The following is a 13,021-nucleotide window of genomic DNA, read 5'->3' as shown; positions in this document are numbered from 1 at the left end:
GGCTAGTTCAAGCGCAGGCACATCTCGTACTGCTGCAGCGCCAGCGGCGCATAACCCGCCGATTTAAACAGCGGCGTGAAGGTTTCCGGGATGGTCACCGAAGTGCTTAATCCCGGAAACTGTTGAGCCAGCGCGATCAGCATTTCCCGCCCCAGCCCGCGTCCGCGCGCCGCCGGTGTCAGCCATAAAAACTGCAGCTGCGGCTTGCTGGCAGTGGTTGCCAGCACGGCGAAGGCCTGCTGCTGCAGCGTCAACGCCCGACATGGCAAGGTAATAAAGGTCAGTGGATCCAGCAGCCACGGCAGTTGCCCTTCCTGCTCCAGGCTTGCATGACGCAGCAGACTCAGCAAATCGTAATCCTCCAGGGGAGACTCACGCGGCTCCGCTTGCGTCTCGCTGAGATAGCCGCACAACCCGTGACGCACCGCAAAGCCCAATGACTGATACAGCGCCACCGCCCGGTGATTATCGCGGATCACCTCCAGCCACATTCGCTGTACGCCCTGAACCCGTAAATCGGCGATAAGCGAGGTCATCAATTGTCGCCCTCGTCCTTTGCCGCGAAATCCGGGATGAATAGCAAAAGCCGCCAGTCGCGCATCGCGCCCGCGGCGGGCGATGAGCCCGATAGCCGCCGGTTCATCTCCTGCCAGCCACACCTTAGACTGCAACAGGTTTAACCCTTCGGTGCTAAAGCGCTGTACAAACAGATCTACCGACATCGATACCGGCACCAGATAATCGGCAAAGCAGTCATTCAAAATCGTAGTCAACTGCGCGCCGCTAAACTGGACGGCAGGTACGGCGGTGAACTCCATGCATTTCTCCCTGAGGCTGCTATGCTGAGGCGATGAAAACTAACACTATAAACCCCACTTTCACTTTTCGCCTGACCGAAGAAGGCGATCTGCCGCTGCTGCCCGCGCTGGAGCGTTCGGCGGCCCAATCCTTTGCGCGCATTCCCGCTTTCGCCTGGCTGGCGGAAAGCCCGGTAATGAGCGTTGAACAGCACCGGCAATACCTGGAAACCGGCCATAGCCTGCTGGCGCTTGCTGACGACAGGCCCGTTGGTTTCCTGCTGAGCGAGCCGCTGGACGATGCCCTGTTTATTGTAGAAATCTCCGTCCACCAGCAGTGGCAGGGCCAGGGTATTGGCCGCGCCCTGCTTAGCCAAACTATCGACAACGCCCGCCGCGACGGCTTCCCGGCGGTGACGCTCACCACCTTTCGCGAGGTGCCGTGGAACGCGCCCTTTTATACCCGGCTGGGCTTCACCATCCTCAATGAACTGCGCCTACCCGAAGGGCTGGCGGCGAAACGCGCGCTGGAAACGGAGCATGGCCTGACGGCGGAAACCCGCTGTGCGATGCGCCTTGATTTTTAACGCCGCGAGAGGCGCCGCGCTGATTTTGTCACCGGCATATGGTACAAAGTACCATTCCCAATACATAACCTGATACCCGGAATGGCCTACTCGATCGATATCATCTCCTGCATCACCGACCGCTTTATGGCGCTGACCGCGACCGAAAAGCGCATTGCGCAGTTTATTCTCGACGACGTCGCCGCCGCGGCGGAAATGCCGATTGCCGAACTGGCGCGCCTGACCGACACCAGCCAGGCATCGGTGACGCGCTTTGCGCGTGCTCTGGGCTGTAAAGACGTGCGCGAACTGAAAATGAAGCTCGCCCAGTCGCTGGCCATTGGTCAGCGCTTTATTCTCGATGTGCCGGATCTGGAAGGCGTACAGGGAATTTATGAATCAATCATCAGCGTGCTGGAAACCAACCGCCGGGCGCTGGACCTTGCGGCGCTGAAACGCGCGGTGGAATGGATTAGCGACGCCCGTCAGGTGCTTGCGCTGGGTATGGGCGGCGGTTCGACCATCTGCGCGCAGGAGATCCAGTATCGCCTGTTCCGCCTCGGGTTGCCGGTAGTCAGCCAGAGCGACGGCCTTCTGGTACGCATGATGAGTTCGGCGGTGACGGCGAAAGATGTGGTGATTGTGCTGTCGCTCGGCGGCTATACCAAAGAGATGATTGAAAGCGCCGCCATCGCCCGGCAATACGGGGCGAAAATTGTCGCCATTACCCCGCCGGAAACGCCACTGGCGGCGCAGGCCGATATCGTGCTGCCGCTGCTGGTGAGCGAAAACGACTATATTTTCAAGCCCAGCGCTTCACGCTATGCGATGTTGGCGATGGTAGATGTGCTGGCCACCGAACTGGCTATGGCCAATAAACCGCAGGCGAAAGACCGTCTGCGCCGCATTAAGCTGGCGCTCGACGACCACCGCGACGGCGTCGACCGACTGCCGCTCGGCGATTAATCGCCGCAGGCGGCGATAAAGCGTTGCGCCTGCTGGCGGGTACGCGCCAACGGCTGCCCGGCGCGGTAGAGATCGCTGCCTAACCCCGCCCCCGCGCAGCCCGCCTGACGCCAGCTGTGCAGGTTTTCCGGCGTCACGCCGCCGACCGCCAGCACCGGCACCTCCGGCGGCAACACCGCTTTCAGCGCGCGGATATAGTCCGGGCCGAATGCCGATGACGGAAAGATTTTCAGCCATTGCGCCCCGGCATCCAGCGCGCTAAACGCCTCGGAGGCCGTGGCACAGCCGGCGCACACCAGCATCCCCTTTTCTACCGCGCGGCGGATCACCGCCGGGGCCGTATTGGGCGTCACGATAAGCTTCGCCCCGGCTTCAGCCAGAAAATCAACCTGCTCAACCTTCAGCACCGTCCCCGCGCCAATCACCGACCGTTCGCCAAACTGGCGCACCATCGCCGGAATACTCTGTTGCCAGTCCGGCGAGTTAAGCGGAATTTCAATATAGCGAAAACCTGCATCGATAAGCGCGGCGATATGCTCCGCCGCTTCACCGGGCTGAATACCGCGTAAAATCGCCACCAGTTTAACCTTGTCCATCAATCATCCTCGCTATACCCGAAAGAAACGCCGCCTCGCCGGAACAACAGGAAACGGTCAACCCTCGCGCCGCCATCGCCTGCTGATAACGGGCACTAAGCGAGTGCTCACCAACCAGCACCACGCGGCTGGCGCGATAGCGCTCGCTAAAGGTCGCCACCTCCGCGCCAATCAACAGCCCGGAGAGATAATCGCTCACCGAAGTCGCCGCCAGCGCCCCTAACACCCGCGCGGCGCGGGCGCTAAAAAGCCCGGACAACAACGCGGGCTGATTTAGCCCTTTTTCCATACCGAGGGCGAAAGCGGCGTCATCGGGTTGTTGTACAGGCAGTTGCTGGCCGAGCAGCGAATGATTCAGCAGCAGGTGATGCAGTTCGCCGGTCATCGCCGTGGCGAACTGGCGCACCACGCCGTTCTGGACCTGCACCCATTTACAGTGGGTGCCGGGCATCACGTAACACTCCGCGGGCATCCGTTGCCAGGCGCCCAGCAGCTGCGTTTCTTCACCGCGCATCACGTCGTAATCTGCGGCCTGCGCCACTTTAAGCCCCGGCACGATCCACACGTTTTCCGCCACCTCATGTAACTGACCGTTGAGCGCCTCCAGCGCCAGCGGGCAGGCCAGATATGGCACCGGTTGCCAACCGGCATCGCTGCCGATCATCCCCGCCATCACCACCGGCAGCGCGGGGTCGCCGCGCCACGGCGCCAACTGCTGCTGAAATACCGCTTCGGGGCGCTGCCCGTTCAGGCGCGTGATGCCGCAGGGCAGCTTCAGCTTGTCGATGCATTCGCCATCACGCATCCGCCATGCCCGCAGCTGCGTAGAGCCCCAATCGACGGCAATATACTCGTTCATGATTACCCCTTACCCGCGTGAGGTATGACGTTTGCCAATCGGCAACGGCGGTGGCGTTGGGCGGCTTTCACGTTCGTGGGTAATCATCTCCAGCGCCTGCTCGCGGCTCATGCTGCTGGCCGGGGTCAGTAACGTCACCACAACCGAAGCCACCAGGCTCGTCAGTACCGCCGGAATACACGGGTTGCCCCAGAACGCCAGCCAGTCGCTATCCACCAGCACCGCAACCGATGCTCCGGCGCCGCCGGCGAGCGCGGCGACCGCGCCCTGCCAGTTAAAGCGTTTCCAGAAGCGGCCAAGCATGGTGCAGATAAACATGCCGGACATAATCATCGAGATCATTTTGGTGATATAGCTGATGATGTCATTGGAGGTCAGGGCAAACAGCAGCGCCAGCGCAATCACCAGAACCAGGAAGATCCGCGACAGGCGAATGGCTTTCTCCGGCGCGGGCATATGGCCGGTCACCAGGGTGTAGAGGTCGCGCAGCATGATGGACACCGCGGCGATGGCATCAGAGCTACCGGAAGACATATTGGCCGACATGCCGGCAATCAGGATCGCCATCGCCAGCACCGGCGGCAGCACCTGGGTGGCAAATAAGAAGGCGAAGCCGCTGTTTTCCAACTGCGGGTTCATGGTCCATACCGCCATACCGATGATCGCCGGCAGGAAGGAGAAGCCCAGATACAGCAGGCCGGTAATCGTGAAGGACTGACGTACCGAGGAGACGGTCTTCGCCGAGTAAATGCGCTGGCGATAAGAAGGCGTCGCCAGCACGCCGACGCCGATCACCATCGCCAATGATAGCGCCGGCAACACGCCTAATTTATCGACCGCGAACAAGCTTTGCGCCGCCGGATCGACGGCCTGCTGAATATGGCTCCAGCCGCCAACGTGATGAACCGCCAGCACCGCCATTAAAATAAAGCCGACGAACAGTACAATCGATTGAATGGTATCGATCCACACCACCGCGGAATAGCCGCCAATACCGACATAAACCACAAAAGCCAGCGCAATAATAATTTTTGCGACATTAATATCAATGCCGCTGGCCCACGCCAGATATAATCCGCCACCTAATATATGCGCCCCCAGCCAGCCGATAGAAGCAATAAAAATAAGTATCGCGACTAGGTTTTTAATTATTTTACTGCCGCCGGTGTAATACGACATTTCTTCACTCATGGTCATGAAGCGAAGTTTGCGTACCGGAGCGAATAACCATGCCACCAGCAGAATCCCCACCGCGCCGCCGAGGCCGTAAAGCATCCCGGCCCAGCCGTTGCTGTAGCCAAAGCCGACGGCGCCGACGCTGGAGCCGGTGCCCACCATGGTGCCGACCGTCGAGCCGAGAGTGAGGATCATCGGCAGCGAACGGCCGCCAAGTAAAAAGTCTTCGCCGGTTTTCTGTTTGCGCGAAACGTACCAACCTAAGGTAATCATCGCGCAGGCATAAACGGAAAACCAAATCATAAATGACATATTATTCATGGCTCACATCCAGACGTAATAAATAATATTCGTGCCGCTGAATATTATGAGTTAACAGGAACCATGCCTGAAAAAAGGCATAGCGAACCCAGTGGCACCGATTTATTTATTCACTCTGGTGCCGATATCACACTTTTTTGATGCTCCCTCCCGGAAGGGAGGGATTTATTTTTAGGTTTCGAGCGTTATTGTCGCGCAGCGTTAAAACAGGTCACATCCACTTCAACTTTGCAATCCACCACCAGGTCCGCCACGCAGCAAATGCGCGCTGGCGGATTATCGCCAAAGAACTCGCGAAATACCTTATTGAACGACTGGAAATAGCGCGCGTCGGTGAGGATCACTTTGACGTGCACTACGTCCGCCAGGCCGTAGCCGGCTTCGCTCATGATGTCGACGCAGTTCTGGATCGCCAGCCGCGATTGTTCGACGATGCCGCCTTCTACGACTTCGCCATTTTTCATTGGTGTCTGTCCGGAAACGTACAGCCAGCCGCCGGCTTCCACCGCGCGGGCGAACGGCAGATGCTGACCGCCGGTTCCGGTACCGCCTTCTACGCCATAACGTTTGATACTCATATTCAACTCCTTAGTCCATCCGACGGCGCAGGAAACGCCCTGCCCGCCCGGTAATTTTCTTATCACTGCCGTAGCTCATCACGCCGTTGACCATCACCGCCTCAATGCCGTCCGCCGGTCGTTTCGGGTCGGAGAAACTGGCGACATCGCGCACCGTCTGCGGGTCAAACAGCACCAGGTCGGCGAAGTAGCCAATTTTCACCAGCCCGCGATCCGCCAGCTGGAAGCGCGCCGCCGACAGCCCGGTCATCTTGTGTACCGCGGTAGTCAGTGGGAATAGCTGCTCGTCGCGGCTATAGTGGCCGAGTACCCGCGGGAAGGCGCCCCACAGGCGCGGATGCGGCATCGGATCGTTCGGTAGCCCGTCAGAGCCAATCATGGTGACCGGATAGCGCATCACCCGCCGTACGTCCTGCTCATCCATGTTGTAGTAGATAGAGCCCGCCGGCATCAGCCGCGCCGCGGCGTCGTGCAGGCTCACCTGCCACTCATCGGCGATCTGCTGCAACGTTTTCCCGGCCTGTTCCGGCTGCGCTTCGGACCAGGTGATCACGATATCAAACTCGTCGGTCACCTGTTTCATATCCAGCGTCGACGAGCTGGCGGAGTAGGGATAACAGTCGCAGGCGATATCCTGCTGCTGGCGCATCTCATCGAAAAACGCCAGCGTTTCTTTGGTACGCCCCCAGTTTTTCGCCCCGGCGCACTTGTGGTGTGAAACCACCACCGGCACGTTGCCGTGGCGGCCGATGCGGAAGGCTTCATCCAACGCCTCAAGAATCGGCTCGAACTCCGAGCGTAAATGGGTGGTATAGACGCCCTTCCCGGCCGCCAGCTCTTCCGCCAGCGCCATCACCTCTTCGGTAGTCGACTGGAAGGCGCTGGCATAGGCCAGCCCGGTACTGAGCCCTAATGCTCCTTGGCGCAGCGCATCGCGTAGCTGTACGCGCATACCGGCGATTTCCGTCTCGCTCGCCGGACGAAACAGATCGTCCATATGGTTATTACGCAGCGCTGTGTGACCGATTAGCGTGCCGACGTTCAACGACGGTCGCGCCGCTTCCACCGCGTGGGCATAAGCCTCCACGGTGGGATAGATAAAGTGCTGCTGTTCGCCGAGGAGATTCATCGGGTCCGGCACTTCCCCGCGCATGGTAGCGGTCGCCGCGCTGATCCCGCAGTTGCCGACGATCACCGTCGTCACCCCCTGGCTGAGTTTCGGCAAGTACTCAGGCATACGGATAACGTTGATATCATCATGGGTATGCACATCAATAAAGCCCGGCGCCAGTACCCGCCCCTGGCCATCAATCACCTGCTCCGCCGCGACATCCAGCGCCGGGGCGATAGCCATTATTCGGTCGCCCTTCACCGCCACATCAGCACGGTATTGCGGCCCGCCGCTCCCGTCGATCACCGTGACGTTTTTGAAAAGCCAGTCAACTTTCATAGCAATTACTCCCTTTCGACATGCCGATAAGTTAACCATTTACAAGCGCAAAAAACAGTGGAAAACTACGCAAAACCCAGATCATTTTGTGATACTTTTATTCAAAACGAATAACATTTTTATATTAAAAATATATTTATCAAATAGTTATAAATGATACCCAGCGATTAACCGATTATAAACCCTGAAAGGATAGTGTTATGAAATACCATTCAGCACCGCTCATCCCGCACAAATCCGCCCTCATGTCCGCGCCGGCTAATCTGCTGGCGGAAGAGGTCTGTCTGCCCGCCGCGCTGTTAAAAAAGTCGGCGCTGGAAAACAATATTTCATGGATGCAGCGCTATGCCGACGCCCGCGGCGTGTCGCTGGCGCCGCATGGTAAAACGACAATGACGCCATGGATATTTCAGGCGCAGCAGCGAGCGGGAGCGTGGGGGATCGGCGTGGGCAGCGCCTGGCAGGCCAGCGCGGCGATGGCCAGCGGCATCCAACGCGTCCTGATGGTCAATCAGCTGGTCGGCAAGGCCAATATGCAGGTGGTCGCGCAGCTAAAAGCCCACTATCGGGCAGTGGATTTTATCTGCTGCGTCGATAGCGAGGCCAACGTGCGCGCCCTTTCCGCGTTTTTCGCCGCCCAAGGACAAACGCTGGATGTGCTGATTGAACTTGGCGTGCCGGGCGGGCGCTGCGGCTGTCGTAGCGTCGATGACGCGCTAGCGCTGGCGCAGCGGGTAAGCGACCTGCCGGGGTTACGGCTACGCGGGCTGGAATTGTATGAAGGGGTGCTGCACGGCGACGATCCGCAGCCGCAGGTGGAAGCGCTATTACAGCAGGCCGCGGCGCTTGCCTGCCGCATGGAGCCGCTGGTTGACGGCGAATTTATTCTCACCGGCGCGGGCACCGTCTGGTATGACGTGGTGTGCAACATCTGGCTGGCGGCGGCAAAACCGCGCCGCTGCCGTATCGTCATCCGCCCTGGCTGTTATATCACCCACGATCGCGGGATCTACGATCTCGCACAACAAGAGCTGATCGCCCGCGATCCGATTGCCTGCGATCTCGCCGGCGATCTCACTTCAGCGCTGGAGCTGATGGCGATGGTGCAATCGGTGCCGGAGGCGGATCGCGCGGTGGTAAACTTCGGCAAGCGCGACTGCGCTTTCGACGCCGGGCTGCCGCAGCCGATCGCCCATTATCGTAACGGCCAGGAGTTAGCGCTGCGCGCGGAGTCGATCGTCAGTATCGGCATCATGGATCAACACTGCATACTGCGCCTGGCGCCTGGCAGCGATGTGCAGGTCGGCGATATTCTGCTGTTCGGCACCTCGCACCCGTGTCTGACCTTTGATAAGTGGAAGACGTTGCTGCTGGTCGATGACGACTACAACGTGCTGGACGAGCTCGACACGCTATTTTGACAGGCATCCCGGGTAGCGGCGCTTCGCGCCTTACCCACCCTGGCGCAAGGCGCAAATCTCATCATGCAATGAACGGCTGATGGCGACCCCCTGCCGCTCACTCTGCTGGCGGCAGGCGAAACGCCGCTCGCCCGGCAGCCGCGCCCCCTGATCCTGCATCGCATTGAACAACGTTTCGGCGCGCGCCAGCTGCTCTGGTGCCTGCGCGCCGAGAAAGCGCTGCGGATCCAGCGCCAGAATAAGCTCGCCGCCGTAGGGGAGACCGCCCGCGCCGTTATCCCACGCCAGCGATTCGGCGCTGGTCATATCGCCGATAAGCGGCCCAGCCAGCAGCTCGACCATTGCCGCCAGCGCCGAGCCCTTATGTCCACCAAAGGTTAACATCGCGCCGTTCAGCACCTCCGCTGCATCGGTCGTTGGCTGTCCCTGACTGTCGATTCCCCACCCTTGCGGTAGCGCTTTACCGGCGCGCTGATGCAGTTGGATCTCGCCTCGCGCCGCGGCGCTGGTCGCCATATCAACAATAAACGGCGGCTTATCCCGCCGCGGCCAGCCAAAAGCGATAGGGTTGGTGCCGAACAGCGGACGCGTGCCGCCCGCCGGGGCTACCCAGGCGTGGCTTGGCGTACAGGCCAGCCCCACCAGCCCTGCCTCGGTCAACGGCTCAATATCGGCAAACAGCGCGGAAAAATGGACGCAGCGGTTAATCGCCAACGCCGCAATGCCGCTGTGCCGCGCCTTCTCCAGCAGTAACGGCAGCGCGCGCTCGTAGGCCAGCAGCGAAAAAGCGCCGCCGGCGTCCGCCCGCGCAATCGCCGGCGCCTGATCGTGGATTTGCGGCTCGGCATCAGGCGATACCTTACCTTTACGCAAGGTATCGACAATGCCCAACAGCCGCCACAGGCCGTGGGAAGCGCAGCCGTCGCGCTCCCCGGCGGCCACATTACGTGCAATGGCCGCCGCGTGGTCGGCGCTAAATCCATTGGCGCTGAGTACCTCCAGCGCCAGGTCATAAGCTTCAGGTAACGATAGAGTTACCGATTCCATACTGTTCTCCTTTACTCTTCTTCATCTCCGCTAAAGTTAGCCTGCGGCAGGCAGCTGCGCGCCCCCCAGTAGTAAATCCCCAACGACATCGCCGCCACCAGCACCGTATCCCAGGGGTGACCGATGACATTAAGCCCGCCGAAGCTGCCCAGCCAGGAAAAGAGGATAATCAACGCATAAAAAACGATCAGCCACAGCGAAGACTTAACCTGCTGCGCCAGGCTCACGGTATGTTCCGGCACCTTACCTTTGCACATCACGTAGACGACAAACATCACGATTTGCAGCCCCAGTAACCACGAGAGCGTATTCCAGCCGGACCAGTAAACAATCAGCGCCGAGATCATAAACGATATCGGGCCGATGATGCCGAAGGCGCGCACGCGGAACGGCCGCGGTAGATCCGGCGCGTTGCGGCGCAGCCCGGCGGCAGTCACCGGGGCGATGGCGTAGCTCAGCACCAGGGCAGCCGACACCACGCTAATGAGCTGTTCCCAGGAGGGGAACGGCAGCGTCCAGAAAATCGACAGTCCAAAAGTCAGCCATAGCGCCGGGCGCGGAATACCGGACTCTTTATCAATATGGGTAAAGGCTTTAAAGAAGGTACCCGCCTTCGCCCAGCCGTAGATCACCCGCGGCGTCGCGTTCATATAGATATTGCCGGTGCCGCTCGGGGAGATGATCGCATCGCTTATCACCATAAAGGCCAGCCAGCCCATGCCGAGGGTAATAGCGATATCGCGATACGGTAGCGAGAACTGTTTGCTCACCTCGGCCCAACCGCCGTTCAGCATCTCGGTGGGGATACTGCCAAGGAACGCCAGCTGCAGCAGCACGTAGATAATCGTCGACAGCACCACTGATAAAATCAACGCAATAGGGATAGTCCGCTGCGGCTTTTGTACTTCGCTGGCTACCGAGATAATCGGCGTCAATCCCAGATAAGCGAAGATAATTCCGCCCGCGCTGATCGCCGCTTCCACCCCGGACATGCCAAATGGCGCAATACCCTGAGCGTGCAGATTCTCCGGTTTAAAGAAGGTGAACAACGTCACCACCACCAGCAGCGGCACCAGGAACTTGAGCACGCTGATGAAGTTGTTCGATCGGGCGAAGGTCTTAACGCTGTAGTAGTTAAGCGCAAAGAAGAAACAGAGTAGCAAGAACTGCACCACCCACCCCAGCAGCGTCGGCGAACTGGAGCCCGGTTGGGTCAGCGCCGGAAACCAGGCGGCGGCATATTGCCGGGCGGCGACAATTTCAATCGAAATCAGGCTGGAGAACGCGATCAGGGTGATGAATCCCAGCAGATAGCCCATCAGCTCACCATGGGAAAAGACCGGGTAGCGAATAATGCCGCCGGCGCGCGGCAGCGCCGCCCCCAGCTCGCAGTACACAATCCCCAGTAGCAATACCGCAAAGCCGCCGATCACCCACGACGCGATCCCGGCCGGACCGGCGATGGATGCGACGTGGCTGGCGGCGAATAACCATCCGGAGCCGAAAATCGCCCCCAGGCCGATAAAGGTGAGATCGGTTAGGGTCAACTGTTTTTTAAACTTACCCGACTCTGCAACGCGGGTTTGACTGTTATGCGTAGAGTGAATGGTCATGGTGATGCCCTTGCGTCAATGAGAGGAGGAAATCGCTTCCCGGGTCCACTGGCCGTTGACCAGGCGCAGCAGGTTCAAAGGGTTCGCATCCTGCAGCGCCGGCGGTAACAGGGCGGCTGGCGCGTTCTGCAGACAGACCGGGCGCAGAAAGCGCTCAATCGCCCGGCTGCCGACCGAAGTCCCGCGGGCGTCGGTGGTCGCCGGCCACGGGCCGCCGTGGACCATCGCATCGCACACTTCCACGCCGGTGGGATAACCGTTAAACAGCACCCGTCCGGCCTTTTCGCAAAGCAGCGGTAGCAGGCTCGCTGCCAGCGGGCCATCATCCGCCTCAGCATGCAGCGTCGCGGTAAGCTGCCCCTGCAGCGCTTTCACCACCGCCTGCAGTTGGGCCACGTCGTCCACTTCCACCAGTAGCGATAGCGGGCCGAAAACTTCGGTCTGCAGCAGCGTATCCTGCGCCAGCAGATCCTCGACCTGAGCCTGCCACAGCAGGGTTTGCGCCTGCCCGGCGCCGGCGGCGATGCCGCTCGCCAGCTTCTCGATACGCGGGTGCGCCGCAAGCGCCGCCACGCCCTGGCGGTAGTGCTGAAGGGTCGGCGCATTGAGCAACACCTGCGGCGAAGAGCCCGCTACCGCCTCGCACAGCGCTGACTTAAAGCGTTCCAGCCCGGCGCCGCGCAGCGCCAGAATCAGCCCCGGACGGGTACAGAACTGGCCGCCGCCGAGGGTGAATGACGCCACCAGCTCGTTCGCCAGCGCCTCTGCCCGCGTCTGCAGCGCCTGTGGCAGAATAATCAATGGGTTAATCGCCGACATTTCAGCAAACAGCGGGATTGGCTGCGGGCGCTGCTGCGCCAGCTGATACAGCGCCTTACCACCAGCCAGAGAACCGGTAAAGCCAACGGCCTGAATCGCCGGATGGCGGACTAATTCGGCGCCGATATCGGTCCCGAAAATCATATTGAATACGCCGCCGGGTAAACCGCACCGCACTACCGCCCGGACGATCGCTTCAGCAGTCAGCTCGGCGGTGGCCATATGGCCCGGATGGGCCTTCACCACCACAGGGCAGCCAGCCGCCAGCGCCGAAGCGGTATCGCCGCCGGCGGTGGAAAAGGCCAACGGAAAGTTGCTGGCGCCGAACACCGCCACCGGTCCTAACGCCTGCTGATACTGTCGCAGATCCGGGCGCGGCAGCGGCTGGCGATCGGCTAAGGCGGTATCAATACGGGCGGCGAAGGTATCGCCGCGCTGGATCACGCCAGCAAACATCCGCAGCTGGCCGCTGGTGCGCGCCCGTTCTCCCTGCAGCCGCGCCAGTGGTAGCGCGGTCTCCTGCCCGGCGATAGCAAAAAACGCCTCGCCCAGCGCATCCAGTTCATCAGCAATGGCGTTGAGAAAGCGCGCCCGCTGCTTCGGCGTGGTTTGTGAATAGACGGCAAAGGCCTGCTGCGCGGCTTCTGCGGCCTGAGCGGCTTCCTCGCGTGAAGCCGGATAAAAGCGGTGGCCGGTGGCTTCGCCGTCCACCGCCCGCAGGCTCAATAGCGTCGCCTCACCGCTGGCAATACGGCGTCCGGCAATAAACTGCCGTCCCGCCGTGGTTTGAGATGCATTCATATTGACTCCTG

The 13,021-nt window shown here is 60.4% G+C and carries 13 protein-coding genes; 4 read left to right on the top strand and 9 right to left on the bottom strand.

Features of this window, described 5'->3' with window-relative positions; genetic code table 11:
* Window positions 1-2: 2 nt before the first annotated feature.
* Window positions 3-818, bottom strand: a complete 816-nt coding sequence (locus PGR29_RS19410) for a GNAT family N-acetyltransferase (RefSeq protein WP_316425153.1) — start codon at window positions 816-818, stop codon at window positions 3-5.
* 32 nt (window positions 819-850) lie between these two features.
* On the opposite strand from PGR29_RS19410, the gene PGR29_RS19405 reads away from it, so the two are divergent.
* Both PGR29_RS19405 and PGR29_RS19400 read left to right on the top strand, forming a co-directional pair.
* Window positions 851-1,384 (top strand): GNAT family N-acetyltransferase, encoded by a 534-nt coding sequence (locus PGR29_RS19405; RefSeq protein WP_316425152.1) that lies wholly within the window; start codon window positions 851-853, stop codon window positions 1,382-1,384.
* A gap of 81 nt (window positions 1,385-1,465) precedes the next feature.
* The gene (locus PGR29_RS19400; RefSeq protein ID WP_015368411.1) at window positions 1,466-2,329 is read left to right on the top strand and encodes a MurR/RpiR family transcriptional regulator; all 864 of its coding nucleotides are present in this window, start codon (window positions 1,466-1,468) and stop codon (window positions 2,327-2,329) included.
* On the opposite strand, the gene PGR29_RS19395 is transcribed toward PGR29_RS19400, so the two are convergent.
* From PGR29_RS19395 to PGR29_RS19375, 5 genes are all read right to left on the bottom strand, one after another.
* Complete coding sequence (locus PGR29_RS19395; protein ID WP_032713256.1) at window positions 2,326-2,925, bottom strand: 2-dehydro-3-deoxy-6-phosphogalactonate aldolase; 600 nt, start codon at window positions 2,923-2,925, stop codon at window positions 2,326-2,328. The genes PGR29_RS19400 and PGR29_RS19395 overlap by 4 nt on opposite strands.
* Complete coding sequence (locus PGR29_RS19390; protein WP_087858231.1) at window positions 2,912-3,784, bottom strand: 2-dehydro-3-deoxygalactonokinase; 873 nt, start codon at window positions 3,782-3,784, stop codon at window positions 2,912-2,914. Before PGR29_RS19390 ends, PGR29_RS19395 begins: the two co-directional genes overlap by 14 nt.
* A gap of 9 nt (window positions 3,785-3,793) precedes the next feature.
* Window positions 3,794-5,281, bottom strand: coding sequence for a sodium:solute symporter family protein (locus PGR29_RS19385; RefSeq protein WP_045358907.1), 1,488 nt, complete (start codon window positions 5,279-5,281; stop codon window positions 3,794-3,796).
* A 185-nt stretch (window positions 5,282-5,466) separates the two neighbouring features.
* A complete protein-coding gene (locus tag PGR29_RS19380; protein WP_015368415.1) occupies window positions 5,467-5,859 on the bottom strand; it encodes a RidA family protein in 393 nt (130 codons plus the stop codon).
* Window positions 5,860-5,869: 10 nt separating this feature from the next.
* Window positions 5,870-7,309 carry an N-acyl-D-amino-acid deacylase family protein gene (locus tag PGR29_RS19375; RefSeq protein ID WP_316425149.1) on the bottom strand — a complete coding sequence of 480 codons (1,440 nt, stop codon included), beginning with the start codon at window positions 7,307-7,309 and terminating at the stop codon, window positions 5,870-5,872.
* On the opposite strand from PGR29_RS19375, the gene PGR29_RS19370 reads away from it, so the two are divergent.
* Together PGR29_RS19370 and PGR29_RS19365 are read left to right on the top strand one after the other, a co-directional pair.
* Complete coding sequence (locus tag PGR29_RS19370; RefSeq protein WP_042929906.1) at window positions 7,287-7,466, top strand: hypothetical protein; 180 nt, start codon at window positions 7,287-7,289, stop codon at window positions 7,464-7,466. The genes PGR29_RS19375 and PGR29_RS19370 overlap by 23 nt on opposite strands.
* Window positions 7,467-7,509: 43 nt before the next feature.
* Window positions 7,510-8,730: an amino acid deaminase gene (locus PGR29_RS19365; RefSeq protein ID WP_316425148.1), complete on the top strand. Its 1,221-nt coding sequence runs from the start codon at window positions 7,510-7,512 to the stop codon at window positions 8,728-8,730.
* A 30-nt stretch (window positions 8,731-8,760) separates the two neighbouring features.
* Here the strand turns inward: PGR29_RS19365 and PGR29_RS19360 are convergent, their stop codons facing one another.
* The 3 genes from PGR29_RS19360 to PGR29_RS19350 are packed head-to-tail and all read right to left on the bottom strand — an operon-like array spanning window position 8,761 to window position 13,010.
* A complete protein-coding gene (locus PGR29_RS19360; protein ID WP_316425147.1) occupies window positions 8,761-9,777 on the bottom strand; it encodes an Ldh family oxidoreductase in 1,017 nt (338 codons plus the stop codon).
* 11 nt (window positions 9,778-9,788) lie between these two features.
* Window positions 9,789-11,390 (bottom strand): APC family permease, encoded by a 1,602-nt coding sequence (locus tag PGR29_RS19355; RefSeq protein WP_316425146.1) that lies wholly within the window; start codon window positions 11,388-11,390, stop codon window positions 9,789-9,791.
* A gap of 15 nt (window positions 11,391-11,405) precedes the next feature.
* Window positions 11,406-13,010: an aldehyde dehydrogenase (NADP(+)) gene (locus PGR29_RS19350; protein WP_316425145.1), complete on the bottom strand. Its 1,605-nt coding sequence runs from the start codon at window positions 13,008-13,010 to the stop codon at window positions 11,406-11,408.
* Between the last annotated feature and the right edge of the window lie 11 nt (window positions 13,011-13,021).

It is taken from the genome of Klebsiella sp. 141203, assembly GCF_032601985.1.
Taxonomy (GTDB): domain Bacteria; phylum Pseudomonadota; class Gammaproteobacteria; order Enterobacterales; family Enterobacteriaceae; genus Klebsiella; species Klebsiella aerogenes.
Note: the sequence above shows the minus strand (reverse complement) of the source record. Positions and strands in the feature narration are given on the sequence as shown.

What these genes read in the sequence shown, in the direction of transcription:
- PGR29_RS19410 (WP_316425153.1), bottom strand. Translation starts at nt 818, where the DNA reads ATGGAGTTCACCGCCGTACCTGCCGTCCAGTTTAGCGGCGCGCAGTTG.
- PGR29_RS19405 (WP_316425152.1), top strand. Translation starts at nt 851, where the DNA reads ATGAAAACTAACACTATAAACCCCACTTTCACTTTTCGCCTGACCGAA.
- PGR29_RS19400 (WP_015368411.1), top strand. Translation starts at nt 1,466, where the DNA reads ATGGCCTACTCGATCGATATCATCTCCTGCATCACCGACCGCTTTATG.
- PGR29_RS19395 (WP_032713256.1), bottom strand. Translation starts at nt 2,925, where the DNA reads ATGGACAAGGTTAAACTGGTGGCGATTTTACGCGGTATTCAGCCCGGT.
- PGR29_RS19390 (WP_087858231.1), bottom strand. Translation starts at nt 3,784, where the DNA reads ATGAACGAGTATATTGCCGTCGATTGGGGCTCTACGCAGCTGCGGGCA.
- PGR29_RS19385 (WP_045358907.1), bottom strand. Translation starts at nt 5,281, where the DNA reads ATGAATAATATGTCATTTATGATTTGGTTTTCCGTTTATGCCTGCGCG.
- PGR29_RS19380 (WP_015368415.1), bottom strand. Translation starts at nt 5,859, where the DNA reads ATGAGTATCAAACGTTATGGCGTAGAAGGCGGTACCGGAACCGGCGGT.
- PGR29_RS19375 (WP_316425149.1), bottom strand. Translation starts at nt 7,309, where the DNA reads ATGAAAGTTGACTGGCTTTTCAAAAACGTCACGGTGATCGACGGGAGC.
- PGR29_RS19365 (WP_316425148.1), top strand. Translation starts at nt 7,510, where the DNA reads ATGAAATACCATTCAGCACCGCTCATCCCGCACAAATCCGCCCTCATG.
- PGR29_RS19360 (WP_316425147.1), bottom strand. Translation starts at nt 9,777, where the DNA reads ATGGAATCGGTAACTCTATCGTTACCTGAAGCTTATGACCTGGCGCTG.
- PGR29_RS19355 (WP_316425146.1), bottom strand. Translation starts at nt 11,390, where the DNA reads ATGACCATTCACTCTACGCATAACAGTCAAACCCGCGTTGCAGAGTCG.
- PGR29_RS19350 (WP_316425145.1), bottom strand. Translation starts at nt 13,010, where the DNA reads ATGAATGCATCTCAAACCACGGCGGGACGGCAGTTTATTGCCGGACGC.